This window comes from Variovorax sp. UC74_104, from assembly GCF_044055375.1.
Taxonomy (GTDB): Bacteria; Pseudomonadota; Gammaproteobacteria; order Burkholderiales; family Burkholderiaceae_C; genus Variovorax.
Genome location: NZ_CP171979.1, coordinates 445,279 through 470,656 on the forward strand (window position 1 = coordinate 445,279; position 25,378 = coordinate 470,656).

Consider the following 25,378-nt stretch of genomic DNA (forward strand, 5'->3'; position numbering starts at 1 on the left):
TACCCACTACCTCGCACAGGCCACCCATGAGCACGCCATCCCACGCGAAGCCCGATCGCGCCCTTGTCGCACTGCTCTCGCCGGACCCGGCCACCGACCACATCCTCGGGCCGGCGTCGGCCCCCGTGACCGTGGTCGAGTTCGGCGACTTCGAGTGCCCCTCCTGCCGCCAGGCTCACCCGACCGTTCAGTTCACGCTGTCGCACTTCGGGCCGCAGCTGCGCTTCGTGTACAGGCATTTTCCGCTGCGCGAAGTCCATCCGCATGCGGAGCTGGCAGCGCAAGCCGCCGAGGCTGCGAGCGCGCAGGGCAAGTTCTGGGCTTACGCAGACCTGCTCTTCAACCACCAAAGCCACCTCGACAGCCGCCACCTGGATGCCTATGCCAGGCAGCTCGACCTGGACATGCCACGTTTCGAGAACGAGCTGAAGGACGGGGTCTACCGCCAGCGCGTGCAGGAACAGGTCGAAGCCGGGCGCCGGCTGAACGTGCGCGCCACGCCCACGTTCTACGTGAACGGCGTCTTCACCGATGTGTCCTTCGGTCTGCTGCAGCTGCGGGACGCCATCGAGCGCGCCTTGCGAAAACCGTCCGCGCCCTGACCGCGCTCCGCGCCTTGCGGCCTGCGGCTAGATGCCGAGCTGCGCCGCGATCCCCTGCCCCAACCCGGCGTCAACCAGCCGGAAGTGCTCGACCTGGCGTCGCTGGATGGCCCCGGGCACACCTGCCATCGCCGCCGCGATATTGGCGGCCAGGCGCTCCCGCTCTGCGCTTTCCATGCGGCTATACAGCGCCGTGGCCTGCACATAGTCGCCGAGACCCTGGCGATCGTCGAAGCGCCCGGCGTCGCCGCTCAGCGGGAACGTCGGCTCCGCGTGCTGTCGATCAGGACGCGGTCCGCCGAAGGAGTTCGGCTCGTAGTAGGCGTCGGTGCGAGGCGGCACGTCCAGCCGCATCGCACCGTCGGCGTGGTAGGTGTGCACCGGCGCGCGCGGGCGGTTCACCGGCAGCGCTGCATGGTGCGTGCCGACGCGGTAGCGCTGCGCGTCGGCATACGCCAGCAGCCGTCCCTGCAGCAGCCTGTCGGGCGAGATGCACAGGCCCGGCACCATGTGCGCCGGATTGAAGGTCGCCTGCTCCACCTGCGCGAAATAGTTGTCGGGGTTGGCGTCGAGCGTGAGCTCGCCCAGTTCGACGAGCGGAAATTCGGCTTGCGGCCAGACCTTGGTGGGGTCGAAGGCATCGAAGGACAGTGCCTCGGCCTGCTGCTGGCTCATGAGCTGCACATGCAGCGACCAGCGCGGATGCTCGCCACGCTCGATGGCCTCGAACAGGTCGCGTTGCGCGCTCTCGCGGTCCTCGGCGATGGTGGCGCGGGCCTGCGCATCGGTGAGGCAGCGGATGCCTTGCCGTGTCTTGAAATGAAACTTGACCCAGCAGCGCTCATTGGCATCGTTGATGAGCCCGAACGCATGGGCGCCGTAGCCATGCATGTGGCGGTAGCTGCTGGGCAGGCCGCGATCGGAGAACAGCATCACGATCTGGTGGATGCTCTCCGGCGAGAGCGACCAGAAGTCCCAGATGGCGGTGGGCGAGCGCAGGTGGCTCACCGGGTGGCGCTTGAGCGCGCGCACCAGGTCGGGGAACTTCTGCGGATCGCGAATGCAGGCCACCGGCAGGTGGCTGCCGACCAGGTCCCAGTTGCCTTCTTCCGTGTAGGCCTTGAGGGCGAAGCCGCGCATGTCGCGCTCGGCATCCGCGCAGCCGCGTTCACCCGTGAGGCCCGAGAAGCGCACCAGCACGGGCGTGACCTGGCCCGGCTGCAGAAAGCGCGCGCGGGTGTGGCGCGCAATGTCGCCCGTGATGCGCAGCTTGCCCGATGCGGCGGCGCCCTTGGCGTGCAGCACCCGCTCCGGAATGCGCTCGCGCGCCAGGTAGGCGAGCTTTTCGGACATCTGGTAGTCCTGCAGGAGGATCGGTCCGCGCGGCCCGGCGGTGATCGAGTGCTGGCTGTCCGCCACGGGTGCGCCACCTGCGGTGGTCAAGGTCGGCGGCCTTGGGTTTGTCGTCATGGCGATCTTCCTGATCGAGTCTCGCAGCATGGTGAGCTGGCTGGGCGCGCGTGTCTTGAACAGGAGTCGCCCGTTTTGAACGACTGCGAATTGCAAGCCACCCACGCCGTCACCCAGCAACGCAGCAACGCCCGAATGTGCAAAGCCGCGCCCAACCCGACAAGACGACGCGACGCACCGGGTGCACCATGGAGCCCCACCCCACGACAGGCACCTCCCATGAAACCCACCCTGCCCCAGCTCATGAGCCTCAACGGCGGCTTCGTCGACACCGCCGGCTTCCTGGCGCTGCACGGCCTGTTCACCGCGCACGTGACGGGCAATTTCGTGACCATTGGCGCGGCGCTGGTGCACGGCACCTCGGGCGCGCTCACCAAGCTGCTCGCGCTGCCCGTGTTCTGTGCGGTGGTGATGCTCGCCCGGCTGCTGAGCTACGGCCTGCCCGGCCTGGGGCTGCCGGTGCTGCGCACGATGCTGGTGCTGAAGGCCGTGCTGCTGCTGGCGGGTGGCGTGCTGGCCATCCGTTTCGGCCCCTTCGCCGACGGCGACAGCGCCATGGCGATGCTCGCGGGCCTGGTGCTGGTATCGGCCATGGCCATCCAAAACGCGGTGCACCGCATCCACCTGGGCAGCGCGCCGCCCACCACGCTGATGACCGGCACGACCACGCAGGTCATGGTCGATCTGGCCGACCTGATGCGCGGCGGGCAGGCACCCGAAGAGAAGGCTGCCGCGCATGCCCGCATACGGCGCATGTCGGCCGCGGTGGCGTGGTTTGCCACCGGCTGCGCAGCGGCGGCGCTCATCTACGCGCGCTGGGACGTGTGGTGCTTTGCCGTGCCGCCGGTGCTGGCCGCACTGGCCGTCGTGCTGCAGGGGGGCACGCACGAAGGCGACGGCGTGGCGCCGCCGCCTCAGGCGGCGCTACCGCGTCACTTGTAGAGCCAGCGCGCCATCAGGCGCGTATACCTCGGCATGATCAGGTACACCATCAGCCCCACGACGGCGACCGACGCCAGCAGGTGCTCGACCCCATACAAGGACAGCACGGGCACCGGCGCGAGCAACCAGTGCAGCACCGCGGGCACCAGCATGGTCAGGGGGTAGATCACCGACAGCGTCAGCAGGAACTGCTTGTAGCGCTTGGCCGGCGGCTGCCCCGCGGGCGGATGGAACCAGAACTCCAGGCCGCTGCGTGTCTCGACCTTTTCTTGCGCCTCCAGAAGCGGCTGCGCCTCTTCGATCAACTGGCGGCGCGCGTCCGAATCGAACCAATCCTGCGCATGCGCGAGCGAGTCGAAGCGGATGGTGATGGTGTACTGCAGGCTCCCTGCCGCCGGGTGAATCACATTGACGCCGCGGTGCCCGGGAAAGCGCGACGCAATGGGTACCACCTTCTTCAGCCATCGCTCGTAGTCGGCCACCCGCTCGCGGCGAACGGTCTGCTGGATCACGGCGGTGACGGTTTCGGCCCCGGGCGTCGCGCGCCCGGCAATCTCGTCCAGCGTGGCGGTGCGTAAGGCCGGTTGTCGGTCGTCGGTGGTCATGTACGGCGCCCTGTTCAAAGGTCTCAGAGGCCGATCAACTTGCGGCCCTCGTCGCTCAGCAGGTCGTGCGTTTCGGGGTGCGCGCGCATGTAGGCATTGAACACCGGGCACTGCGGAACCACGCGCAGTCCGCGCTCGCGCGCCGAGGCCAGGCCGGCGAGCACCAGCTGCTTGGCGATGCCCTGCCCCTGCAGGGCTTCGGGCACCAGCGTGTGAATGAACGTGATGACGCCACCCTCGAGCGAATAGATGGCGACTGCATGGTGGCCCTGCGACACGTATTCGAAGCGGTGTTTCGCCGGGTTGTCTTGAACCACGGGAGAAGCAGGAAGGGAAGGAGAGGATGAAGAAGCAGTGGTCATGAAAAGTTCTCGGTAGGGGCGGTTCGATCAATGCAGGTGCTGCAGGTGCTGCAGCTGCAACGGCCAGCGGGACGCTGCGGCGGTGACGTCGTCATTGTTCCCGAACCGGTGCACCAGGTGGGCGCAGATGGCCAGCGCCAGATGCTGCTGCACGCGCGAGCCGGCGCGTTGCGGCCGCTCGAACAGGGCCAGCACGGCCGCGCCCAGGCTGCACATCACCGGGTCGACCAGCCCGGGCGCGCACGCCAGGCCGCTCACGTGCGCCATGCCCGCCGCGCGCGCCACGGCGCGCACCAGTGCGTACGGCACGTAGAACTGCAGCGCGTCCAGCGGGTTACCCAGGTAGCTCGCGACCTCGTCGCGCAGATCGACGATGCCGAGCGCGCCCGGCACATAGCCACGCACCACCGACGGCCGTCCACGCACCCAGGTTTCGTGGTGGCGCATGCCGACAAGGTGCAGCGTGACAAGGAAGGCGTCCTCGGGCGGGATCTCCCGCTTCATGCCCAACTGGTTGGGCAGGCAGGTGATGCGCGTGACGACGAAGGGCGCCATGAAGGACTCCGCGCCGGTGGCCGGCGCGTCGAGCGCCGGCAGCATGACGAGCGAGGGCGCGGATGGCAACTCGAAGTACCGTCCCAGCAGGTCGCCGTAGGCGCCCTCGCGCGTCACGGAAAGCATCGGCCCTCGATGAACGCCGGCGGACCGGCGTTCACGCCCGAATCCCGTTCCTTGCAGGAACGCTCGCTGCCGTCACGCCAGGCAAGGGTGGTCACAGAGGGAATAAAACGCAGGGGACTCAGCCTTGGCGCACCGACTCGAACAGGAACCACGTACGGCGCTCGGCCTCGTCGATCCAGTTCTCCAGCACGCTGGCCGTGGCCACGTCGCCGTACTCGTCGCACACCGCGTGGGTGGCGCGCATGAAGCCGGCCAGGCGCTGGTTGTCCTCGCGCAGTTCGGCCAGCATGCCAATGGGGGTCACGAAGTCGGCGTCGTTGTCCGAGAGGCGCTGCAGGCGCACGGCATGGCCGGTGGAACGCAGCGTGGTGCCCCCCACCTTGCGCACGCGCTCGGCAATGGGGTCGACCGTGGCGAAGATCTGGTCGGCCTGCTCATCCAGCAGCAGGTGGTAGTCGCGAAACGACGGGCCCGACATGTGCCAGTGGAAGTTCTTCGTCTTGAAATACAGCGCGAACACGTCGGCCAGCAGCACATTCAGCGCGGCCGAAATGTCGCGCGTGGCATCGGCGCCCAGGTCGCTCGGCGTGTGCAGCGACGCCACGCGGCGCGCCTTGGTGCTGTCGGCCAGGGCCTTGACGGCTTTGGCCGTGTTTGCGGTCTTTGCAGGCTTGGTGGACTTGGATGTGGCCATGTGTCTTCCTTGGAAAGTGCTGTGGGTTGGCGAAATGCCGTGTGTCGTCAAAGGGAAAGAAAGTGATGCACCGTGGGCTTCTCAGGCCCGATGTGGAAACGCAGCGCCTCGCTCTGCAGGTCCGCGTCGGCGTGCGACACGCGGTGGTGCTGGCGCAGGTGCTCCGCCCACGACTCGACGAGGAACCACTCCATCACCCGCTCCGGGTCGGCCGTGTGCTCGTGCACGCCCCAGGCGTAGGCGCCATCACGGCGGCGTTCGAGCGACAGGCGCTTCATCGCGGCCAGGAAGGCCTCGCGGTCCTCCTTGCGGATGCGGTACTCGACCTGGATCATCACCGGCCCGCGGTCATGCGCCACCGGCTCGGCCAGCAGCGGCTCGGGCCAGTGGTGCGAGGCCTGCAGGTCGGCCTCGCCGGCCGGCAGCCGCACGCGGTGGAAGACGACGCCCGCCACGACCAGCCCGATCGCACCGGCCACCAGCGTCATCGGCACCCCGATCTGCTGCGCCACCAAGCCCCAGCCCAGGCTGCCGGCGGCCATCGCGCCGTTGAACACCGTCAGGTACACCGCCAGGCCGCGCCCGCGCACCCAATTCGGCAGGATCGACTGGGCCACGCTGTTGAGGGTGGTCAGCGCCACGATCCATCCCAGGCCCAGCACCAGCAGCAGCACGATCGCCAGCCACTTCGGCGGCGCGAAGACCAGGCTGCCCATCACGGCCGCCGTGAGCAGCGCGGCCAGCAGCAGCATGCCGTCGGCATCGAGCCGCGCGCGCAGGCGCGGCATCACCAATGCACCGCCGATGGCACCCGCGCCCACCGCGCCCAGCAGCACGCCGTAGAAGCCGGCCGAGCCGCCAAGCATCTGGCGCGCCACCAGCGGCAGCAGCGCCCACACGGAACTGGCGAACAGGAAGAACACCGCTGCGCGCAGCAGCACCACGTGCAGTTCCTTGCTGGCGCGGGTGTAGCGCAGGCCCGCGCGGAAGGCGCCGAGGAAGTTCTCCGACAGCGCGGTGTCTTCGGCCGGCGGGCGCTTCCACCACAGCAGCGCCGCGATCACGAACACGTAGCTCAGCACGTCGACGCCATAGGTCGCCGCCGCGCCGAAGCTCGCCAGGATGAGCCCCCCCGCGGCCGGCCCGATGGAGCGCGCGATGTTGATGCCCAGCGAATTCAGCGCCACGGCGCCCTTGAGGTCGGACCGAGGCACCAGCTCGGGCACGATCGACTGCCAGGTCGGGCCCATCAGCGCCGCGCCGATACCGCCCACGAAGGTCAGCGCGATCAGGTATTGCACCGTGAGCGCGCCGGTGTGCGAGAGCACCAGCAGCGTGCCGCTGACCGCCGCGAGCACCAGCTGCACGAAGATCAGGAAGCGCCGCCGGTCGAGGATGTCCGACAGCACGCCCGCCGGAATGGCCAGCAGGAAGATCGGCAGCGTGGCCGCCGTCTGGATCAGCGCCACCGCCGTCGGGCTGGCCGACAGGTCGGTCACCAGCCAGGAGCTGGCCACGTCGCGCATGAAGCTGCCGATGTTGCCCAGCACCGTGGCGGCCCAGAGCACCGCGAAGACCGGCTGGCGAAGCGGCGCGAAGGCGCCGGGCTGGTTCGGCGACGGTGGTGCCGGCGTGGTCGCGCCGTGCGAGGTGTCAGACATCTGCACGCTCCTTCAGGTCGAGCCAGGCGACGAGCAGGAAGCCGCCGACCAGGCCCAGGTGCTCGAAGAAGGAGTTCGCCGCCATGAAGCGCTCCTGCCCCACGGGCATCTGCCAGAAGCGCAGCGCCACGAAGGTCGCCATCAGCGTGAAGCCGGCCAGGGCCAGCGCGCCGAGCCAGCGCAGCCGGCCCGTGAGGATGAGCGCCGAGGCGCCGAGCTCCAGCACGATCACCGCCACGCCCAGCGGGCCGGCCGGCGACAGGCCGAAGTGGTTCATCTCGGCCAGCGCCGCATCGAAGTCCATCGCCTTGTTCAGGCCGCCTTGCAGGTACGCCGCGCACAGCAGCAGCAAGGCGACCCAGCGCAGCACGGGGGAGGTTGTCCAGCGCATCGTCATCTTCCTCACACCGCCCAGCAGGCGCAGCCGAGCGCGCCCCAGAAGCTCTTGAGGTCGGCCACGGGCAGCTTGCTGCTCCAGGCCGTGGCGTGGCTGTGGCCGTGCACGTTGCAGTCGTTGGCGCAGCCGCAGGACATCGCTGCTTTCCTCATGACCTTCTGCAGCGGCGCCCCCTCCTTCTTGTCGGCCCAGCCGGCATAGCCGCCGAAGGTGCGCGCGGGCGACCAGTCCGGCATGGCCGGGGGCACCGAGCCTTCGTCGTGCGAGGCGAAGGGGCCCGCGCCGTAGACCACCTTGCCGCCCACCATCGTCAGCAGCGCGGTCGTGTCGGCGATGTCCGATTCGGGGCAGGCGAAGAAGTCGCGGTCGGGCACCACGAGGTCGGCGAGCTGGCCGGCCTGGATGCGGCCCTTCTTGCCCTCCTCGTTCGAGAACCAGGTGACGTTCTCGGTCCACATGCGCAGGGCTTGTTCGCGGTCGAGCAGGTTGCGCTGCGGCGTGATCTGCAGGCCACCCACCGTCTTGCCCGTGACCAGCCACGACAGCGACACCCACGGGTTGTACGAGGCCACACGGGTCGCGTCGGTGCCGGCCGAAACCTTCAGGCCGCGCTCCAGCATGCGCCTGACCGGCGGCGTCGCCTCTGCGGCGGCGGCGCCGTAGCGCTCCACGAAGTATTCGCCCTGGTAGGCCATGCGGTGCTGCACGGCCACGCCGCCGCCCAGTGCGGCGATGCGGTCCATCGACTTCTCGGAAATGGTCTCGGCATGGTCGAAGAACCAGTTCAGGCCGGCCAGCGGGGTGTCCTTGTTGACCTTCTCGAACACGTCGAGCGAGCGGCTGATGGTCTCATCGTAGGTCGCGTGCATGCGCCAGGGCCAGCGGTTCTGCGCCAGGATGCGCACCACCCCTTCGAGGTCGCCTTCCATCTCGGGCGCCATGTCGGGGCGCGGCTGGCGGAAGTCCTCGAAGTCGGCGGCCGAGAACACCAGCATCTCGCCGGCGCCGTTGTGGCGGAAGTAGTCGTCGCCCTGCTTGTACTTGGAGTTGGCGGTCCAGTTCAGGAAGTCTTCCTTCTCCTGCTTGGGCTTCTGCGTGAACAGGTTGTAGGCCAGGCGGATGGTGAGCTGGCCATCGTCGGCGAGCTTCTGGATCACTTCGTAGTCGTCGGGGTAGTTCTGGTTGCCGCCGCCCGCGTCGATGGCACCGGTCACGCCCAGGCGGTTGAGCTCGCGCATGAAGTGGCGCGTGGAATTGAGCTGGTAGTCGAAGGGCAGCTTGGGGCCCTTGGCCAGCGTGGCGTAGAGGATGGCCGCGTTGGGCTTGGCCAGCAGCAGGCCCGTGGGGTTGCCGGCGCTGTCGCGCACGATCTCGCCGCCGGGCGGCGCGGGCGTGTCCTTGGTGTAGCCCACGGCCCGCAGCGCGGCGCTGTTGAGCAGCGCCCGGTCGTACAGGTGCAGGATGAAGACAGGCGTATCGGGCGCGACCGCGTTCAGCTCGGCGATGGTCGGCAGGCGCTTCTCGGCGAACTGGTGCTCGGTGAAGCCGCCCACCACGCGCACCCACTGCGGCGCGGGCGTGATCGCCACTTGGCGCTTGAGCATGTTCATGGCGTCGGCCAGGCTCCTCACGCCGTCCCAGCGCAGCTCCATGTTGAAGTTCAGGCCGCCGCGGATGATGTGCAGGTGGTTGTCGATGAGCCCCGGCAGCACGCGCTTGCCCTGCAGGTCGATCACGCGGGTGGCGCCGCCGGCCAGCGGCAGCACGTCTTCGGCGCGGCCCACGCGGGTGAAGCGGCCGTCCTTGATGGCCACGGCGTCGGCCACCGGGTTGGCGCGGTCCAGCGTGGTGAAGCGGCCGTTGTGCAGGATCAGGTCGGGGGTTTCGGTGGTGGTGGACATGTTGTCGGAGAAGGAAGCGACCGCAAGGCCGGGAGCTGCGAGGGTGGCGCCGAGCGCTCCGAGAGAGCCAAGGAGCCGGCGGCGGTTGGAGTCTGCGGATGATTTCATGCGTCGTGCCTGCCGCGGGACGGTGCCTCTGCCTTGTTAGCCGCCGTGGGCTGGGCGCACGTCGGCAGTTCGCCGAACACGTGCGGCTTGACCTGGTGGTGCAGCCACGAGGTGGCCACCGCATCGGGCTTGATCACGCTCTTGATGAGCGGCGGGATCTGCTCGCCGAGCAGGATCCCCAGAAGGCCCACCAGGGCGATGACCGGCGGCGCCGGCGAGCGCACCTGAAAGAGTGCGTAGATCACGCCGACCAGGAGGCCGAGCGCGAGCGAGAGGACATAGGGCTTCATGATCTCGTCGGCCTCGCTGTTGTGATCAGCCTTCGTGCGCGCCGAACATGGTCTTGGCGTAGGTCACGCCCAGGCCGTAGGCGCCGCCGACCTTCTTCGCGATGCCAGTGGTCAGCTCGTAGGTCTCGCCGCGGGCCCAGTCGCGCTGCAGCTCCAGCAGGTACTGCAGCGAGGTCATCGGCTGCGCGCCGGCCTGCACCATGCGCTCCATCGCGCGGTTGTGCGCTTCGGCCGAGACGTCGCCGCAGGCGTCGGCGATCACGTACACCTCGAAGCCCTGGTCGAGTGCCGACAGCGCCGGGCCCACGATGCACACGCTGGTCCACAGGCCCGCCAGCACGATGCGCGGCTTGCCGATCTGGTTCACGCGCTCGATCACGGCCGCGTCTTCCCAGGTGTTCATCGAGGTGCGGTCGAGCATCTTCTGGCCCGGGAAGGCGTCGGTGATCTCGCTGAACATCGGGCCCGAGAAGCTCTTCTCGGCCACGGTCGTGAGGATGGTCGACACGCCGAAGCCCGCCGCCGCCTGCGCCACCAGCGCGGCGTTGTTGCGCAGGTTCACGGCGTCGATCGAGTGCGTGGCGAAGGCCATCTGCGACTGGAAGTCGATCATCACCAGCGTGTGATCGGTGGGCTTGAGCAGCTTGGAACCGGCGGTGGGGGTGGCTTTGATGGACATGAAATGACTCCGTGATGAGGTAGATGAGAGATAGAAAAAGTGGGGGTCGCCCCGTCGAGCGCATCCTCGCTGCAGCGGGGGGTGCGTGTCTTGTCGATTAATGAGGCCGTTTGGACATTTGCCGTCGCGGCGCTCAAAGCACGGGCAGCTCGTTCGGGCGCAGGTCGAACACCAGGACCTCGGCGCCTTCGCCGCGGGCCAGCGCGAGCTGGCGCTCATCGCGCACCCGCGCACCGTCGCCCTCGTTCAGGCGCTGGCCGTTGAGCTCCACGCTGCCGCGGGCCACGTGCACATAGGCATAGCGGTCGGCGTCGAGCGTGAGCGTGGCCTGCTCGGCGCCATCGAACAGCCCGGCGTAGACGCGGGCGTCCTGGTGCACCGCGAGCGAGCCGCCGGTGCCTTCCGGCGAAATGATCAGGCGCAGGCGCCCGCGCTTTTCTTCAGGTGCGAAGTGCACCTGCTGGTAGCGCGGCGCCACGCCCTTCTTGTCCGGCACGATCCAGATCTGCAGGAAGTGCAGCGCATCGGTGGCCGAGGAGTTGAACTCGCTGTGGCGCACTCCGGTGCCGGCACTCATCATCTGCACGTCGCCCGGGCGGATGATCGAGCCCGTGCCCATCGAGTCCTTGTGCTCGAGCGCGCCGTCCAGCACGTAAGAAAAGATCTCCATGTCGCGGTGCGGATGGGTGCCGAAGCCGCGGCCGGGCGTGACGCGATCGTCGTTGATCACCAGCAGGTCGGAGAAGCCTTCCTGCTCGGGATCGTGGTAGTGGCCGAACGAGAAGGTATGGCGGGACTTGAGCCAGCCGAAGTCGGCGAGGCCGCGGTCGTTGGCGCTGCGAATTTCCAGCATGATTCACTCCTTGGCAAGGGTTTGAATTCGATTGAATTCACAATTGGCGTCGGAGGTATTTCCGAGGCATGGGATGAATCATCCGGCTTTGCCTGGGGTCTGTTGGCGAAACCTTTTGCCGTTTATCATCGGATTTTTCGAACATTGATTCGAGCCCCTTTCCCTGCAGGAAGCACCGCATGCTCAAGCTCAGCCTGGAAGCCATCGAGGTGGTCGATGCCATCGACCGCCACGGCTCGTTCGCGGCCGCCGCCGCGCGCCTGAACAAGGTGCCCTCCACCATCTCCTATGCGGTGGGCAAACTCGAGGAGCAACTGGGCATGCGGCTCTTCGAGCGCAACGGACCGCGTATTGCGCTCACCGCTGCTGGCAGCGAGATGCTCAAGGAGGGGCGCTGGCTGCTCGGTGCGGCCAACGATCTCGAATCGCGCATGCGGCAGATCGCCACCGGCTACGAGTCGGAGATCCGCCTGGTGCACGACTCGCTCATTCCCACGCACGCGCTCATCGACGACATCCGCGCCTTCGAGGACCTGCGCTGCGGCACACGGCTGCGCATTGGCTGCGAGGCGCTCACTGGCAGCTGGGAGGCGCTGCGCGAGGGGCGTGCCGACATCGTCATCGCGGCGGGCGACGGCCCGGCCGGCGGCGGCTACCAGGCCGTGACCGTGGGCAGCCTCGATTTCGCCTTCTGCGTGGCACCTTCGCACCCGCTCGCGCGCCTGGGCCGCCCGCTGCAGCGCGGCGACCTGCTGGAGTGCAACGCCATCGTGGTGGGCGACAGCGCCCGCACGCTCTCGGAGCGCACCGTCGGCCTGCTGGCCGGCCAGCCGCGCATCACCGTGCCCTCGATGCCCGCGAAGATCGCCTGCCAGGTCGCCGGCCTCGGCCACGGCTTCCTGCCACGTGCCTGCGTCATGGACGAGCTGAAGCGCGGCACGCTGGTCGAGCTGCCGACGGAAGAGCAGCGCCCGCCCGAGGCCTTCTGGCTGGCCTGGAAGACCGGCGCGCAGGGGCGAGCGCTGCGATGGTGGGTGAGCCAACTGAGCAGGCAATTGGTGCCCGCCCTCCTGCCGCGCTCGACATCGATACGGTGAACAGCAATACGAAGCGGTGTGCCGATCAACCGGAGCTCAGACGACGCCAGCGGGCCGGAGAGGTTCCGATGTGCGCGGAGAACACGCGGGTCAGATGGCTCTGATCGGCGAAGCCGCAGGTCGCAGCGATCTCCGAGATGGGAAGTTCAAGCTGGCGCAGCAGGCGGCACGCGGCATCGATGCGCTGCGTCACCAGCCATGCATGTGGCGCTTGGCCCGTCGTCTGCTTGAAGGCCTTGCTGAAATGGCTGCGCGACAATGCGCACTCGCGCGCTACGTCCGCCAGCGATACATCACCAGCCAGGTGCTCCATCAGGAAGGCCTTGGCGCGGCGCTCCTGCCAAGGCGCCAAGCCCCGTGAACCGGCATTGGCCGTGCCTGCAACACCACCATAGGCATGCAGCACATGGGCCTTCAATGCCAACGTGAGGTGATCGACAAACAGCGTGCTCGCATCGCCAGGCTGCTTCAACACCGGCAACATCGCACGGCCGAGGCTCGCCACCACCGTGTCGACCGTGCCTGCGTCACAACGCAACGCGCCGACACGGGGCATGTCCATCTCTTCCGAGAACGCGTCGAGGGCTTCGCGCGGCACGTGGAACAGCATCGAATGGAATGGACTGCATACATAGGCAGCGCTGCATTCGGACAGGTCGGCGATGCGAAAGGCCCCTTCCTGCTGCAAACCCAACCGCAGCATGGTGCCACCGCTGGAGACTCCCCGACAGCCGCCCGATGCGATTTCCACGCTGAGCAGGAAAGCATCTTCCGTCGGCAACGGCGGCAGCACAAAAAGATGCGGAAGCTCGTGGCACATGTACGCGATGCCGAGTTGCGAGCCCCAACGCGACGTGGCGACAAGCGACGGGACGCCGTCGACGCCATACTGTTGCGCCAAGCGCTGACCGAAACGATTGTCAGAGCAATGGGTGATCGGCATCTGTGAGCAAGAGGGTGTGGTACCTGTCCCGGCGAGAGCGGGTATCTTAATTCGCGGCGTACCACTCGCTTCGAATCGCGGCCGACGCGGAACAACGACACCTGGGATGCGTTGTAGAAACGAGGTCATACCCCACCGCCAGCCAGATCTTGGAGGTAGGCGCACACAGCATCGCCCTCTCGCCCCGGCGCACCACATCCATGCCGCCGCGCCAGCGAAACCGACCACCGGAGGAGGCCCTCTCCGCCCCACGGCCATCCCCCGCAGCCAGCAGATCCGACCAGCGCACCACCGGAACCGAGATCCGCGGCAACGAAGAAGTCGCATGCATGACAAACCGTTCTGCAAGCGCACCCGGGCTCGTCAACCGAGAGAACCTCCAGCGCCGCACTCGCCTCGACACCGGGTTCTCGCGTACTGCAACTGACAAACAAAAAGAAGAAAGAAGGGCGCGTGCCAAAGACAGCCGATCCGCCTCTACCGCCTCACTCCCTGAGCGTGAAGACCACCGAGAGGTACGACACCGGCCCTGAATGGATCGCCTCGATCCCATGCAGCGCCGTCGCATCGAACAGCAGCGTGTCCCCTGCCCCTACCTCCACCGCCTTCGCACCATAGCGATAGGTGACCGCTCCCGACAGGAAGTACAGGAACTTGAGTCCCGGATGCTGGAAGGTCACGTACGGCCCCGCCTCCGGCAACAACGTGACCAGGTAGGGTTCCACAAAGAGATTGCCCGACAGCGAGTGCCCCAACAGCTCATACCGGTAGCCCGCCACGGCGCCGATGCGATCGACCGCGAGCCCCTGCCCTGCCCGCACATGGCAAAAGTCCGTGCGCCGCGCCTGGTCCCCGAAGAAGCGCGAGACCGGCACGTGCAACCCCTGCGCGAGCCGCTCCAAAGTTTCCACTGAAGGTGACACCAGCCCGCGCTCGATGCGCGAGAGCATCGAGGCCGAGATCTCCGACGCCAGCGCCAGTTGACCTGCAGACCGCCCCGCCGCCATGCGCAGCGCCCTCACCTGCGAGCCGATGCGTGCCGCGGACAGGCTACGCACGACAGGTGCAGGTCGCCGGGACCGCACACGCGTCACGGAGACCGGCAAACGCAGCGGGCGAGCCGTCGGCAAAGGAGAAGCAAGCGTTCGATGCGTCACGAGTAGCAGCCTAGCGTCGATATGACTCACCCAAATTCTACGTTAAACGTAGAGACGCGTGAAGCCGATCTTACGAGTATCGTAGAGTGAAATCTGGCCCATCCCCGTCTCGCTCCGTCTTTGGCGCTCGTTTGCGACTTGCCAGGCTGGCGGTCGGGTTGCCACAAGACAAACTCGGCGTGAAGGCAGGGCTTGACGAAGGGACAGCAAGCGCACGCATCTCTCGGTACGAGAGCGGAATACACGAGCCGAACGTTTCGTTTGCGAATCGACTGGCAGAGGAGCTTGGTGTGCCGCTTGCCTATTTCTATGCAGCCGATGACGACCTGGCCAAACTTATCCTCTGGTTCGGTCAGTTGGACACGAAACAGCGGAAGTCACTCCTCGAATACGCCAGCCGGCTCAAATCGGCCGTTTAGGACTTGAGTGGGATCGAGAGCCACAGGACTCGGTCTCAGGAGTACTCGAGAAATGAAGAGCCAAACCCGGCTTGCGTTCTCAGCACGCGCAAATCGCAGCGGCAACCACCCAAGACATCTACTCGCAAGGATGCCCCCCAGCTGCAGAGACATGGCACTCATGCTCATCGCGCGTAAACGTTTTAAAGCCTCCAGTGCCTGCTTCGCAGGGCGGATTCAACCGGCCCGTCGCCGATTCACCTCTTATGACCGCTTCAGCCTGGGCCGCTGGCTGACGACAGCGCTCGGTGGACGGAGCCGTGACAGCCTGGTCTTCGACCATGGGAAGAGGCTCAGTCGCCTCTCTCAAATCCCTCTTCGTGCCGGCAGCTCGAACCGCGGCTTGCCAAGCACTTGGGTTGCCACGCGCGAGGCAAACCGCCGCGTCAAGAAGCGCACGCCGAAGCACGACACCTTATTGAAGAGGCCGGGCACAACTGTTCGCTTGCCGCGCAGCATCGCGCGGATCGCGGCGTGCGCGACGAACTCCGCGCTTTTCGTCGACGCATTCGCGATCCACGAGTAATCACCTCCGCCGGACGCGGCATGAAACGCGGTTTCGGTGCCACCAGGGCAGATGCAGGTCACTGAAAGCGGCGTGCCACGGTGCTCGTCATGGAGGGCTTCGCTGAAGTTTCGAACGAACGCCTTCGACGCGGCGTACAGCGCCATGTTCGGTACTGACTGGTAGGCGCCGGTCGACGCGATGTTCACGATGTTCGCGGGTTGGGTACTTGTCTTGTGCGCATCGACGAAACACCGCGTGAGAGCGACCAGCGAAGTCATGTTGAGCTCAATGAGTTCCGCATCGCGTGCCCAATCGACCTCGTCGAACCGGCGGAAGTAGCCGAATCCGGCGTTGTTGATCAGGATGTCGATCGGACCTCCAGCGATCGTGGCCTCCCACAGTGCGCGCGCTGCATCGGGCTTGCCGAGATCCGCGGTGACAATCTCGACCTTCACGCCCTCACAACTCGCGGCGACCGCATCGAGCGCATCGCGGCGCCTTGCCGTCAGCACAAGATCAACGCCGAGCGCCGCGAGTTCACGCGCGATGGCCGCGCCTATGCCGCTGGACGCGCCGGTCACCAGGGCGCGCCTGCGCGTGTCAGTGCTCGTGGATGGACTCAAGATCGTTCTCCTATCTCCTGAACATGCGGACCGTGCGAAGGCCAGGGCTTGATCGAAGGCACTGGCACAGGCATGCGGCCGCTACGCCACTTGCACCACGGCCTTGCCTTTGGCGCGGCCACTGTCGACGTAGGCCAGGGCCTGGTGGGTGTCCTGGAAGGGGAATACTTTGTCGACGACAGGATGGATGGCGCCCGATTCGATGAGGCTGGTGATCTCGCGCAATTGCGGCCCATTGGCCCGCATGAAGACGAAGGTGTATTGCACCCTCTTCTTCTTTGCCTTCGTTCTGATGCCGGAGCTCAGCAGTCGCAGCACTTGCCTGAGCGGCCAGGCCAGCCCTCGCGCAAGGCCGAACGCCGGGGTGGGCGGTCCCGAGATGGAGACGAGGTGTCCGCCCGGCTTGAGAACCTCGAGGGATTTGAGCAGCTCGCCGCTTCCGAGGCTGTTCAGCACGACGTCATAGTCACGCAGCACTGTGGCGAAGTCCTGCTGCTTGTAGTCGATGACGACGTCCGCGCCCAACGCCTTCACCCATGCGATGTTGGCGCTGCTGGTGGTCGTGGCCACGAACGCGCCCAGATGCTTCGCGAGCTGGATGGCGATCGTGCCGACGCCCCCGGAGCCTGCATGAATGAAGACCTTCTGTCCCTTTTTCAGCTTGGCGGTTTCGACCAGCACCTGCCAAGCGGTCAGGGCCACCAAAGGAACGGAGGCGGCTTCGACCATGCTGAGATTCGTGGGCTTGAGCGCCAGTGACGATTCCTTGACGGCAATGAACTCTGCAAAGGTACCAATGCGGTCATCGTCGGGGCGCGCATAGACCTCGTCGCCAGGCTTGAAGCTGCGAACGCGAGCACCGACGCGAACCACCGTGCCGGCCACGTCATTGCCCAGGATCAGGGGAAGGCGGTAGGGAAGGATCAGTTTGAATTCGCCGCTTCTGATCTTCGAGTCCAGCGCATTGATGCTCGCCGCGTGGATCCGGATCAGGACGTCGTCGTCCCGCACCACGGGTTCGGGCACTTCGCCGATGCGGCCGACTTCCTTCTTTCCGTAACGATCAATGATGAAAGCTTGCATAGAAATTTTCTGAGTTCTTGGTTGAAGTCGGTCGCAAAAAAGCCGCCATTCAGTCATTGAGAAAAGCGAGGGCCTTGGGCACGAATTCGCCGTGGTACTGGAAGATCCCGCCATGCCCGGCGTCCCTGTAGATGACCAGTTGCGAGCCGGGAATGCGACGCGCCATGTCATGGCTGTTCGCGGTCGGCACCATGATGTCGTTGTCGCCATTGGCGATCAGCACAGGGATTCGGATGCCGCCCAGATCCTGGGGCGCCTGCCGACCCCAGGCCTGGATCGCCTTCAACTGCCGCAGGAAGGCCCTGGGCGTCGGCCCTTTGTCCCGACCCGTCTTGCGCTCCGCCAGTCGCTTCAGGAAGTCCCTCGCGGCTTGCCGGCCGTTGGCTGTGGAGGTGAAAAACAGGTAGGTCTTGGGATCACGCCGTGTCAACAAGCCCTTGACGATCAACGGCCAGGAAACCGCTCCCACCCTGGCTATGCCTGTGCCGCCTGCGGGCCCCGTCCCGGTCAGGATGAGGCGTCGCACGAGGCCAGGTGCTTTCAACACGATGTCCTGCGCCACGAACCCTCCGAGAGAGAAGCCGAGCAGATCGACCTTCTCGAAACCCAGTGCATGGACCAGCGCGATCGCATCCCGTGCCATCACATCGATGGTGACTGGCGCGGTTCCGCCCGAAGCGCCGATCCCGCGGTAGTCGATGACAATGACACGATGCCTGCGGGAAAGCCCGTCGACGATGCGAGGGTCGAAATTGTCGAGAACCGCGCCCCAGTGGTTGAGCAGTACCAACGGCACGCCGCCGCGCGGCCCGAGATCGCGGTACGCGAATGCAGTCCCGTCGAGATCGATCGATCGAGTGGAGGTGTCTATGTAGGACATGTGCGATCCGCGGTCTTTTCGACCGCGTTGCCGGTCTGGATTTCTTCTGGCTTCAGGCGGCGGGGCGATAGCGCTCTGCCACATGCGCCTGCCGGATGTCCGCGATCAGTGTCTGCCGGGCGGCGTTCAGTGCGTCCCAGCGCGCAGCCTCGTGCAGGGGCGGGATGGTCACGAGTTCCCGGCGGTCGAATCCGACCAGCGCGGCATCTACCAGCTCATCCACTCCCATCAGATCGGGCATCGCATTGACATCGATGCCCGCGCGCTCCCAAATCTCGGTACGGGTTCCGGCAGGCAAGACCGCCTGCACGTAGACCCCTTTGGGCGCGAGCTCCAGGCTCAGTCCTTGTGAAAGGAAGAGCACGAAGGCCTTGGTCGCACCGTAGACCGACATGCCGAACTCGGGCGCCAGGCCCACCACCGAGCCGATGTTGACGATCGCGCCCTTGCCGACGTGCACCAGGCGCGGAGCGATGGCGCTGGCCAGCCTGACCAATGCGGTGGTGTTGAGGGCAACCAGGCGGGCGACATCGTCTATCGACTGGTCGACGAAGCGACCGGACAGCGCCGCTCCGGCGTTGTTGATCAGGGTTTCGATCCTGGTGTCCTCGCGCAGGCGCGCCTCGACGGCGGCCAGATCGCCGGGTTGGGTCAGATCGGCCGGAAGGACTTCGACGGCAGCGCCGGTCTCTGCTCGCAGGCGCGCTGCGAGCGATTCCAGGCGTGCTTTGTCTCGCGCCACCAGCACGAGGCTGTGCCCGCGACGTGCGAAGCGTTCGGCGTAGGTGGCGCCAATGCCGGTCGAGGCACCAGTGATAAGAACTGTGGAATGGGTGGTCATGGTTGGGTCTGGATCAAAAAATGGGCCGATGCGCGATATGCAGCATGGGAAAGTGACTACCGAGCGCTGGAACCTGCGAAGGTCGGATAGTCGATGTAGCCCTTGGCGCCACCGCCATAGAGCGTGGCGGGATCCAGCGCGGCCAAGGGGGCACCGATCCGCAGCCGTTCGACCAGATCCGGGTTGCTGATGAAGGGGCGGCCGAAGACGAACAGGTCAGCCTTGCCTTGCAACAGCCTTGTGTTGGCCAGCTCGCGGTCATAGCCGTTGTTGGCCAGGTACGTGCGCTTGAAGCGACTGCGCAAGGCATCGAAATCAAACGGCGCGACATTGCGTGGACCACCCGTCGCGCCTTCGACCACATGCAGGTACACGATGCCCAGCGCACTGAGTTGCTCGGCGATGTAGTCGTACTGCGGCTGCGGGTCGCTGCAGGAAATGGCGCCGGCGGGCGACACCGGCGAGAGGCGCACTCCAGTGCGTTCAGCACCGATCTCCTTGGCGACGGCAGCGGTGACCTCGAGCAACAGACGCGCACGGTTCTCGATGGAGCCGCCGTAGGCGTCTGTCCGGGTGTTGGCGCCGTCTTTGATGAACTGCTCCAGCAGGTAGCCGTTGGCACCATGGACCTCGACGCCGTCAAACCCCGCAGTGATCGCGTGGGCTGCGGCCTGGCGGAAATCCTCGACGATGCCTGGAATCTCTTCCAGCGTCAGGGCACGTGGCTCGGAGACATCGTGAAAGCCGTTGTTGACGAAAGTCTTGGTTGCAGCGCGGATCGCGGATGGCGCCACGGGGGGCGGTGCCGCCGGGCCGCAGGTCGACGTGCGAGATGCGCCCCACGTGCCACAGCTGGACGAAGATCCGCCCGCCCTTGGCGTGAACGGCATCGGTCACTTTGCGCCATCCGTCGATCTGTTGCTGCGTGTAGAGACCCGGCGTGTCCTGGTAGCCCTGCGCATCGGCCGAAACCTGGGTGGCCTCGGAAATGATCAGGCCAGCCGAGGCCCGTTGACTGTAGTAGTCGGCCGCGTGTTCGCTGGGGACCAGGCCCGAGCCCGCACGGTTGCGGGTCAGCGGCGCCATCACGATGCGGTTGGACAGTTTGAGCGGGCCGAGTGTGTAGGGCTCAAAAAGCGTTTTATCAGTCAGGCCGTTCTCGCCGTTTGCCTCGATGAAGCTGACGCGGGTCAGGTGGGTATCGCTCATGTCCAGAAGCCTTTCAAGCTAATCTGACGCAATGATGTCGATCATCATCTTTATTGTCAAGGGTTTTGATGATAGTCAACATCAATGTATAGTCGAGGCCATCTTTGATGGGACTTCCAGAGAGATCCGGACATGAAGGTCACTAAAGCTCAGGCCCAGGCGAATCGGGCACATATCGTCGAGACGGCCTCCACGCTGTTTCGCGAGCGTGGCTATGACGGCGTGGGGATTGCGGACTTGATGGCAGTCGCCGGGTTTACCCATGGCGGGTTCTACAAGCACTTCGGATCCAAGGCCGACCTGCTCGCGGAAGCGGCGACCTGTGGTTTTGCGCAGTCGGCAGCGAAAGCCGAGGGGGCCAATGCGGCAGAAGTCGTCAAGCAATACCTGTCTCGGGAGCATCGCGACGCTCGAAGCGAAGGTTGCACGATGGCCGCGCTAAGCGGAGATGCTGCACGTCAGCCGGAGTCGATCAAGGCGGCTTTTGCGGACGGCGTGGAAAGCCTGCTCGATACCCTGGCAAACCAGCACGGCGCCCCTGAGGGCGGCAAAGAGGAAGGCGACCTTCGCGCCAGGCGCATCGATGTTCTTGCGCAATTGATCGGGGCCATCGTGCTGTCGCGGGCGTGTCCTGATGACTCACCCCTCGCCGATGAAATTCTGGATATCTGCCGCACATCGGTGCTGTCGAGGCTTTCCTCCCCGACTGGTGGCTGATCCCCTGCCCAGGCCAGCTAGTCCCATTTCTTGCACCCGCTGAAAGAGGGGATGCGGATAAAGCCCCGGACGAGTTCCATGCCGCTGGTCCAAGGCTCTCTCGGTGTTCGGCGGCGCTGAGAGAGCCGAGCGATATCTCGCAGTTCAAGTTTTCCGCCGCATCCCACCGGTCGAACTTCCGGTCGACACCACCCGTTCCGGTTCGAAAGCGATTGTGGTGTCCGAATGTCAAATCACGTGCCCGAGGCCTCACTAGAGTGCCTGCCAAAGCGTCGGAAAGCGAGTTGCTCGCACCGCGGATCGCCCAAGAAGCCTCCGCCACAAATGATCAACACGCAGGTCGAAGGGGCTGTCCGCGGCCTTGGGGTTCTTCGCCATGACCTGGTTGATGGCGTGCGAGTCCGAGACCACGCCAATGGTGAGGCCGTCCGCCGGCGCGCGGCTGACGAGCTCGGTACCAATGATCGAAGAGGCGCCGGGGCGGTTGTCGATCAGGATCGTCTGCTTCAGGCTTTCGGAGGCCAGGTTGGCCACCGCACGCGCTGCCGAGTCTGCGTTGCCGCCCGCTGGGTACGGCACGATGATGCGAATGGGTTGCTTGGAGGGCTCCTGCGCGAAGGCAGGCGAGAAGGTGAGGCCGAGGGCCATCGAAGTGCACAGGGCGCGTCGGGTGATGCTCATTTCATGTCTCCGGGTGGTGGCCTCTTGGGGCCGATGCGGTTCTTTGCTGACGTGGGGCAGTGTCCGAGCGCAAGTCGGCGACGTATAGTCGGTGCACCTGGTGCACCAAACCGAAAACGAAATGGCGACGTCCGCACGCGCTCCGCAGGAGCATCTCTATCGGGAAGTCAGAGGCCTGAGCCGAGGGCTGGCCGTGCTGCGGGCGCTGAATGCGCTGCCGGGTGGAATCGGCGGCGTCGTCGAGCTGGCCCGGATCACCGGCATTCACCGAACCACCGTCAAGCGGCTGCTGGAGACGTTGAGGTCAGAAGGCCTGGTTCACCACAAGGACGATGGCGCTTCCTACGCGCTGGGCTTCGAGGTGCGCCGGCTCTCCGAAGGCTACGTTGGCGCGGACTGGATTGACCGCGTAGCGGCACCTGCCATGCGTGCACATTTGCGGGCGCTCTCGTGGCCCAGCGACCTGGCCACGCCGGACGCGGGCTTCATGATCGTGAGGGAGTCCACCCATCGGGTCAGCATGCTCTCGCAGCACCGGGCCACCATCGGGATTCGGATCCCGATGCTCGTCTCTTCGCTGGGTCGAGCGTGGTTGAGTTGGTGCGCCGAGGAAGAGCGTGTCGCCACGCTGGCGTTGTTGGCGCAGCGCACGGATGCCATCGGCGAGATGGCACGCGACAGCAGCTATGTGAAGCGGGTCATTCGTGAGACTCGGCGCCGCGGCTACGCAATGAACAGGGGCGAATGGGCTTCTGAATCGAGCGTCACTGCGATCGGGTTTCCGATCCGGATCGGGGAGCATGCCATCGGCGCGATCAATCTCGTTTTGCAAAACAACGTCGTCTCGGACCGAGAGGTCGCGACACGCTATGTTCCGCTCCTGCGTCAATTGGCGGAAGGCATCTCCGAGGCGACCAGTAGCGCGCCGCGGGGCTAACCACGTCGGCATTGAGGATTACGGGATAACCCTCGGTCTCACCGGCCACGCCATTTCGACCGCTATCGGTAAATCGTGGGAACGCCCCGTCGGCTGTAGTGGCCCCGTCCAGGCAACCCTTTTGACTGCAGTCGGCGGCAAGCTGGCGATGCTGCTTAGCTTTTGGCGATGCACGGCCATGGGAAGCCCGGGTTTTCACGCTCAAGAGAATTTCGTCTAAGACGACTGGCCTTCTCGCGGTATTCCTGTGACAGTGACCGGCGAAGGCGCGCGCGTGGCGCGCTTGAAGATCGAAGGCGAAATCCCCGTGTGCTCCTTGAAGAAGCGCGAGAAATTCCCCGGGGCCGAGAACCCAAGGTCGAGCGCGACGTCGGTCAGCCTGCCGCCATCGCTCACCCTGCGCATCGCCTCCTCGACGCGCACGCCGCTCCAGAACACCTGCGGCGTCGTGTGCAACTGGTCGCGGAACAGCGCGAAGAAATGCGCGCGCGAGAGGCCGACCTTGGCGGCGATTTCGTCGATCGTCGTTTTCTCGGAAACATGCGCCCGCATGTGCGCGATGGCGGCACGCAGCCGGTGGTCGAGCGTCACACCGATGCCGCCGGCCACCGGCGCCGCATCGCCGCCCGTGGCGGAAGCGGCAATGGCCGCTTCGAGCAACCGCTCGACCTCCTTGTCGATGTGCTCGCGTGCCGCGCCGGTGGAGATCATCAAATCCAGCACCCGCCAGCACGAACGCCGCAGCGCATCGCCGATGGGCACGCGCGGTGACGGAAACCGAAAGCTCCGGTCCTTCGCCAGGCCGAGTTCGTCGAGCCAATCCTTCTTGATCATGAAGACGATGAACAGGCTCGATCCGTTGTCCTCCAGGCGAACCATGTCGTGCGCCTCGAACGCGTTCACGCCGAGCGCCACGCTTTCGCTGTAGTCGACGACTTCGGTGCCGACATGCGCGCAGGCCCGCGCGCCGCCCAGCCAGAGTGCGAGCTGTGTTTCGGAGTGCGCGTGCGCCACCAGGTTGGCGCTCGCCTCCAGGACGATCGCGGTGCCGAACGCGCCTTCGTGGAGTGCATAGGCTTCCTGCATCTGTCGCGCTTCATCGAGTTGGTTTCGGGCGATTGTTCTCCCGTGCGGAGCCGGCCCGCGCAGCGCATCGGGTAAGTCCTTAGAAGCACACCAGACGATTCGATACGCCGCCGGATCGGCCGATAAGCGCCGCCGGCCCGCGATTTCTAAAGTTGGCGCATCGCTAAAACACAGGAGCAAACCTTCATGCGAATCGCCACTTTCACGAGCGAAGGCCACCGCAAGGTGGGCCTCGTTTCCACCGACGGCAAGACCGTCACGCCACTGCAGCTCACGCCGGAGCAGGCAGACAGCGGCGTGCTGACGCTGATCGAAATTCTCGCCAGGGGCGGATCGCTTCCGAAGGCATCGGGGCCCGCAGTCGACTTGGGCGAGGTGGTGCTCGATGCACCGCTGCCCAAGCCGCGGCGCAATCTGTGGTGCGTCGGCCGCAACTACCACGCGCACGCCAAGGAGCTGTCGGCCTCGGTGTTCAAGGACAACGCCGCCAAGACCGACGAGTGGCCCATCGTCTTCACCAAGGTGCCCGAGTGCGTCGTGGGCCCGCACGACGAGGTGCTGGTTCCCGCCGGGGTGTCGGCGCAGATCGACTACGAGGCCGAACTGGCCGTGGTCATCGGCAAGGGCGGCAAGAACATCGCGCGCGATGCGGCGATGTCGCATGTGTTCGGCTACACGGTGGTCAACGACGTGACGGCGCGCGACGTGCAGATGCGCCACGGGCAATGGGACCTGGGCAAGTCGTTCGACACCTTCTGCCCGATGGGCCCGTGGATCGTGACGGCCGACGAGTTCGACGGCACCAAAACGCGCGTGCGTTGCTGGGTCAACGGCGAGTTGCGTCAGGACGGACCGACCGAGAACATGATCTTCGACATTCCCACGCTCATCGAGACGATCTCGCGCGGCATCACCCTCTACCCCGGCGATGTCATCGCCACGGGCACGCCGGCCGGTGTGGGCATGGGCATGAACCCACCGCGCTACCTGCGTGCCGGTGACGTGGTGCGCGTCGAGATCGACCGGCTCGGCGCCATCGAGAACAAGTTCGTCTGAAGGTGCCGCACATGACGACTCAAGTATTGAACGGGCTCGCCGTCGAGATCGATGGGGAAGGCGAGGCGCTGCTGTGCATCCACGGGCTGGGCGGATCGTCGAACAACTGGACGCCCGTGTTGCCGGCGCTCGGCGGTTTTCGGCGCATCAGGCCCGACCTGCCGGGCAGCGCGAGGTCACCGCTGCCGGCGGACGGCAAGGCCTTGTCGATCGACGGCTACGTCGATGCCATGCTGCGGCTGCTCTCGGCGCTCGACATCGCATCCGTGCATGTGATGGCGCATTCGCTCGGGACCATCGTCGCGCAGCACCTCGCGGTGCGCAGCCCCGGCACCGTGAAATCGCTCGCGCTGTTCGGCCCGCTGGCGGCGCCACCGGATGCGGCGCGCCCCAACATCGCGGCGCGTGCAAATGCAGCGCGCGGCGGCGCGGCTGCCATGCAGGAAATCGCCGATGCCATCGTGAAGGGCGCGACGAGCACGCAGACGAAGGAACAGCAGCCGGCAGTGCTCGCCCTGGTGCGCGAGAGCGTGATGCGCCAGCCGCCCGAGGGCTATGCGCAAAGTTGCGCGGCGCTGGCCGATGCGCAATCGGCCGCGCTCGAACGCATTGATGTGCCGACGCTCCTGGTCACCGGCGACCAGGACGGCGTGGCCCCGGTGGCCAACGTCCAGGCGATGCAGGCACGCATCGCCGGCAGCCGTGTCGTCGTGCTCGAGGAATGCGGCCACTGGACCACCTTCGAGCAACCGCAGCGCTGCATGCAGACGCTCGAAGTCTTCTACGCAGCGCTTCGTTGAGACGCAACCCGTTCGATTGAACCGCCCGATTTCTATAACCCAATGCCGGCCCGCCAC

27 protein-coding genes and 1 pseudogene are annotated in these 25,378 nt (G+C 66.0%); 8 read left to right on the plus strand and 20 right to left on the minus strand.

Going from position 1 to position 25,378, the window contains the following annotated elements; genetic code table 11:
* Positions 1-26 precede the first annotated feature (26 nt).
* Positions 27-602 carry a DsbA family protein gene (locus tag ACHMXA_RS32760; RefSeq protein WP_395321485.1) on the plus strand — a complete coding sequence of 192 codons (576 nt, stop codon included), beginning with the start codon at positions 27-29 and terminating at the stop codon, positions 600-602.
* Positions 603-629: 27 nt separating this feature from the next.
* Here the strand turns inward: ACHMXA_RS32760 and ACHMXA_RS32765 are convergent, their stop codons facing one another.
* On the minus strand, positions 630-2,102 hold the full coding sequence (locus tag ACHMXA_RS32765) for a catalase (protein WP_395321487.1): 1,473 nt from the start codon (positions 2,100-2,102) through the stop codon (positions 630-632).
* 189 nt (positions 2,103-2,291) lie between these two features.
* On the opposite strand from ACHMXA_RS32765, the gene ACHMXA_RS32770 reads away from it, so the two are divergent.
* Positions 2,292-3,014, plus strand: coding sequence for a YoaK family protein (locus ACHMXA_RS32770; protein ID WP_395321489.1), 723 nt, complete (start codon positions 2,292-2,294; stop codon positions 3,012-3,014).
* On the opposite strand, the gene ACHMXA_RS32775 is transcribed toward ACHMXA_RS32770, so the two are convergent.
* From ACHMXA_RS32775 to ACHMXA_RS32820, 10 genes are all read right to left on the minus strand, one after another.
* The gene (locus ACHMXA_RS32775; protein WP_395321490.1) at positions 3,005-3,619 is read right to left on the minus strand and encodes an antibiotic biosynthesis monooxygenase; all 615 of its coding nucleotides are present in this window, start codon (positions 3,617-3,619) and stop codon (positions 3,005-3,007) included. The two genes, ACHMXA_RS32770 and ACHMXA_RS32775, sit on opposite strands and share 10 nt — an antisense overlap.
* A gap of 23 nt (positions 3,620-3,642) precedes the next feature.
* Positions 3,643-3,981, minus strand: coding sequence for a GNAT family N-acetyltransferase (locus tag ACHMXA_RS32780; protein WP_176666518.1), 339 nt, complete (start codon positions 3,979-3,981; stop codon positions 3,643-3,645).
* Between the two features lie 27 nt (positions 3,982-4,008).
* Positions 4,009-4,662, minus strand: coding sequence for an AraC family transcriptional regulator (locus ACHMXA_RS32785; RefSeq protein ID WP_395321493.1), 654 nt, complete (start codon positions 4,660-4,662; stop codon positions 4,009-4,011).
* A 118-nt stretch (positions 4,663-4,780) separates the two neighbouring features.
* Positions 4,781-5,356, minus strand: a complete 576-nt coding sequence (locus ACHMXA_RS32790) for a Dps family protein (RefSeq protein WP_395321495.1) — start codon at positions 5,354-5,356, stop codon at positions 4,781-4,783.
* 47 nt (positions 5,357-5,403) lie between these two features.
* Positions 5,404-7,017, minus strand: coding sequence for an MFS transporter (locus ACHMXA_RS32795; protein ID WP_395321496.1), 1,614 nt, complete (start codon positions 7,015-7,017; stop codon positions 5,404-5,406).
* Positions 7,010-7,408, minus strand: a complete 399-nt coding sequence (locus tag ACHMXA_RS32800) for a DoxX family protein (RefSeq protein ID WP_395321498.1) — start codon at positions 7,406-7,408, stop codon at positions 7,010-7,012. The genes ACHMXA_RS32795 and ACHMXA_RS32800 overlap by 8 nt, the downstream gene beginning before the upstream one ends.
* A gap of 11 nt (positions 7,409-7,419) precedes the next feature.
* The gene (locus tag ACHMXA_RS32805) at positions 7,420-9,315 is read right to left on the minus strand and encodes an amidohydrolase (RefSeq protein ID WP_395321500.1); all 1,896 of its coding nucleotides are present in this window, start codon (positions 9,313-9,315) and stop codon (positions 7,420-7,422) included.
* A 104-nt stretch (positions 9,316-9,419) separates the two neighbouring features.
* Positions 9,420-9,713, minus strand: coding sequence for a DUF1427 family protein (locus ACHMXA_RS32810; RefSeq protein WP_176666512.1), 294 nt, complete (start codon positions 9,711-9,713; stop codon positions 9,420-9,422).
* A 25-nt stretch (positions 9,714-9,738) separates the two neighbouring features.
* Complete coding sequence (locus ACHMXA_RS32815) at positions 9,739-10,392, minus strand: hydrolase (RefSeq protein WP_395321502.1); 654 nt, start codon at positions 10,390-10,392, stop codon at positions 9,739-9,741.
* A 133-nt stretch (positions 10,393-10,525) separates the two neighbouring features.
* Positions 10,526-11,245 (minus strand): pirin family protein, encoded by a 720-nt coding sequence (locus tag ACHMXA_RS32820; protein ID WP_395321504.1) that lies wholly within the window; start codon positions 11,243-11,245, stop codon positions 10,526-10,528.
* Positions 11,246-11,424: 179 nt separating this feature from the next.
* Here ACHMXA_RS32820 and ACHMXA_RS32825 point away from each other — a divergent pair, with 179 nt between their 5' ends.
* On the plus strand, positions 11,425-12,342 hold the full coding sequence (locus tag ACHMXA_RS32825) for a LysR family transcriptional regulator (protein WP_395321506.1): 918 nt from the start codon (positions 11,425-11,427) through the stop codon (positions 12,340-12,342).
* A gap of 25 nt (positions 12,343-12,367) precedes the next feature.
* Here ACHMXA_RS32825 and ACHMXA_RS32830 read toward each other — a convergent pair whose 3' ends face one another.
* Positions 12,368-13,285 (minus strand): AraC family transcriptional regulator, encoded by a 918-nt coding sequence (locus tag ACHMXA_RS32830; RefSeq protein ID WP_395321508.1) that lies wholly within the window; start codon positions 13,283-13,285, stop codon positions 12,368-12,370.
* Positions 13,286-13,770: 485 nt separating this feature from the next.
* The gene (locus tag ACHMXA_RS32835; RefSeq protein ID WP_395322664.1) at positions 13,771-14,292 is read right to left on the minus strand and encodes a helix-turn-helix domain-containing protein; all 522 of its coding nucleotides are present in this window, start codon (positions 14,290-14,292) and stop codon (positions 13,771-13,773) included.
* Between the two features lie 329 nt (positions 14,293-14,621).
* On the opposite strand from ACHMXA_RS32835, the gene ACHMXA_RS32840 reads away from it, so the two are divergent.
* Positions 14,622-14,861 (plus strand): helix-turn-helix domain-containing protein, encoded by a 240-nt coding sequence (locus ACHMXA_RS32840; RefSeq protein ID WP_395322666.1) that lies wholly within the window; start codon positions 14,622-14,624, stop codon positions 14,859-14,861.
* Positions 14,862-15,206: 345 nt separating this feature from the next.
* Here ACHMXA_RS32840 and ACHMXA_RS32845 read toward each other — a convergent pair whose 3' ends face one another.
* From ACHMXA_RS32845 to ACHMXA_RS32865, 5 genes and pseudogenes are all read right to left on the minus strand, one after another.
* Positions 15,207-16,031, minus strand: a complete 825-nt coding sequence (locus ACHMXA_RS32845) for an SDR family NAD(P)-dependent oxidoreductase (RefSeq protein WP_395321510.1) — start codon at positions 16,029-16,031, stop codon at positions 15,207-15,209.
* Between the two features lie 81 nt (positions 16,032-16,112).
* Positions 16,113-17,114: an NADP-dependent oxidoreductase gene (locus ACHMXA_RS32850; protein ID WP_395321512.1), complete on the minus strand. Its 1,002-nt coding sequence runs from the start codon at positions 17,112-17,114 to the stop codon at positions 16,113-16,115.
* 49 nt (positions 17,115-17,163) lie between these two features.
* Complete coding sequence (locus ACHMXA_RS32855) at positions 17,164-17,994, minus strand: alpha/beta fold hydrolase (RefSeq protein ID WP_395321514.1); 831 nt, start codon at positions 17,992-17,994, stop codon at positions 17,164-17,166.
* Between the two features lie 52 nt (positions 17,995-18,046).
* A complete protein-coding gene (locus ACHMXA_RS32860; protein WP_395321516.1) occupies positions 18,047-18,835 on the minus strand; it encodes an SDR family NAD(P)-dependent oxidoreductase in 789 nt (262 codons plus the stop codon).
* Between the two features lie 56 nt (positions 18,836-18,891).
* A pseudogene (locus tag ACHMXA_RS32865) lies at positions 18,892-19,987 on the minus strand (alkene reductase).
* 189 nt (positions 19,988-20,176) lie between these two features.
* Between ACHMXA_RS32865 and ACHMXA_RS32870 the strand changes: the two are divergent.
* The gene (locus ACHMXA_RS32870) at positions 20,177-20,761 is read left to right on the plus strand and encodes a TetR/AcrR family transcriptional regulator (RefSeq protein WP_395321518.1); all 585 of its coding nucleotides are present in this window, start codon (positions 20,177-20,179) and stop codon (positions 20,759-20,761) included.
* Positions 20,762-21,013: 252 nt separating this feature from the next.
* Here the strand turns inward: ACHMXA_RS32870 and ACHMXA_RS32875 are convergent, their stop codons facing one another.
* A complete protein-coding gene (locus ACHMXA_RS32875; RefSeq protein ID WP_395321520.1) occupies positions 21,014-21,442 on the minus strand; it encodes a Bug family tripartite tricarboxylate transporter substrate binding protein in 429 nt (142 codons plus the stop codon).
* Positions 21,443-21,563: 121 nt separating this feature from the next.
* Here ACHMXA_RS32875 and ACHMXA_RS32880 point away from each other — a divergent pair, with 121 nt between their 5' ends.
* Positions 21,564-22,379, plus strand: a complete 816-nt coding sequence (locus tag ACHMXA_RS32880) for a DNA-binding transcriptional regulator (RefSeq protein WP_395321522.1) — start codon at positions 21,564-21,566, stop codon at positions 22,377-22,379.
* A gap of 216 nt (positions 22,380-22,595) precedes the next feature.
* Here ACHMXA_RS32880 and ACHMXA_RS32885 read toward each other — a convergent pair whose 3' ends face one another.
* Positions 22,596-23,684, minus strand: a complete 1,089-nt coding sequence (locus ACHMXA_RS32885) for a helix-turn-helix domain-containing protein (RefSeq protein WP_395321524.1) — start codon at positions 23,682-23,684, stop codon at positions 22,596-22,598.
* Between ACHMXA_RS32885 and ACHMXA_RS32890 the strand changes: the two genes are divergently transcribed.
* Together ACHMXA_RS32890 and ACHMXA_RS32895 are read left to right on the plus strand one after the other, a co-directional pair.
* Positions 23,652-24,521, plus strand: coding sequence for a fumarylacetoacetate hydrolase family protein (locus ACHMXA_RS32890; protein WP_395321526.1), 870 nt, complete (start codon positions 23,652-23,654; stop codon positions 24,519-24,521). The two genes, ACHMXA_RS32885 and ACHMXA_RS32890, sit on opposite strands and share 33 nt — an antisense overlap.
* A gap of 11 nt (positions 24,522-24,532) precedes the next feature.
* Positions 24,533-25,321: an alpha/beta fold hydrolase gene (locus ACHMXA_RS32895; RefSeq protein WP_395321528.1), complete on the plus strand. Its 789-nt coding sequence runs from the start codon at positions 24,533-24,535 to the stop codon at positions 25,319-25,321.
* Positions 25,322-25,378 lie beyond the last annotated feature (57 nt).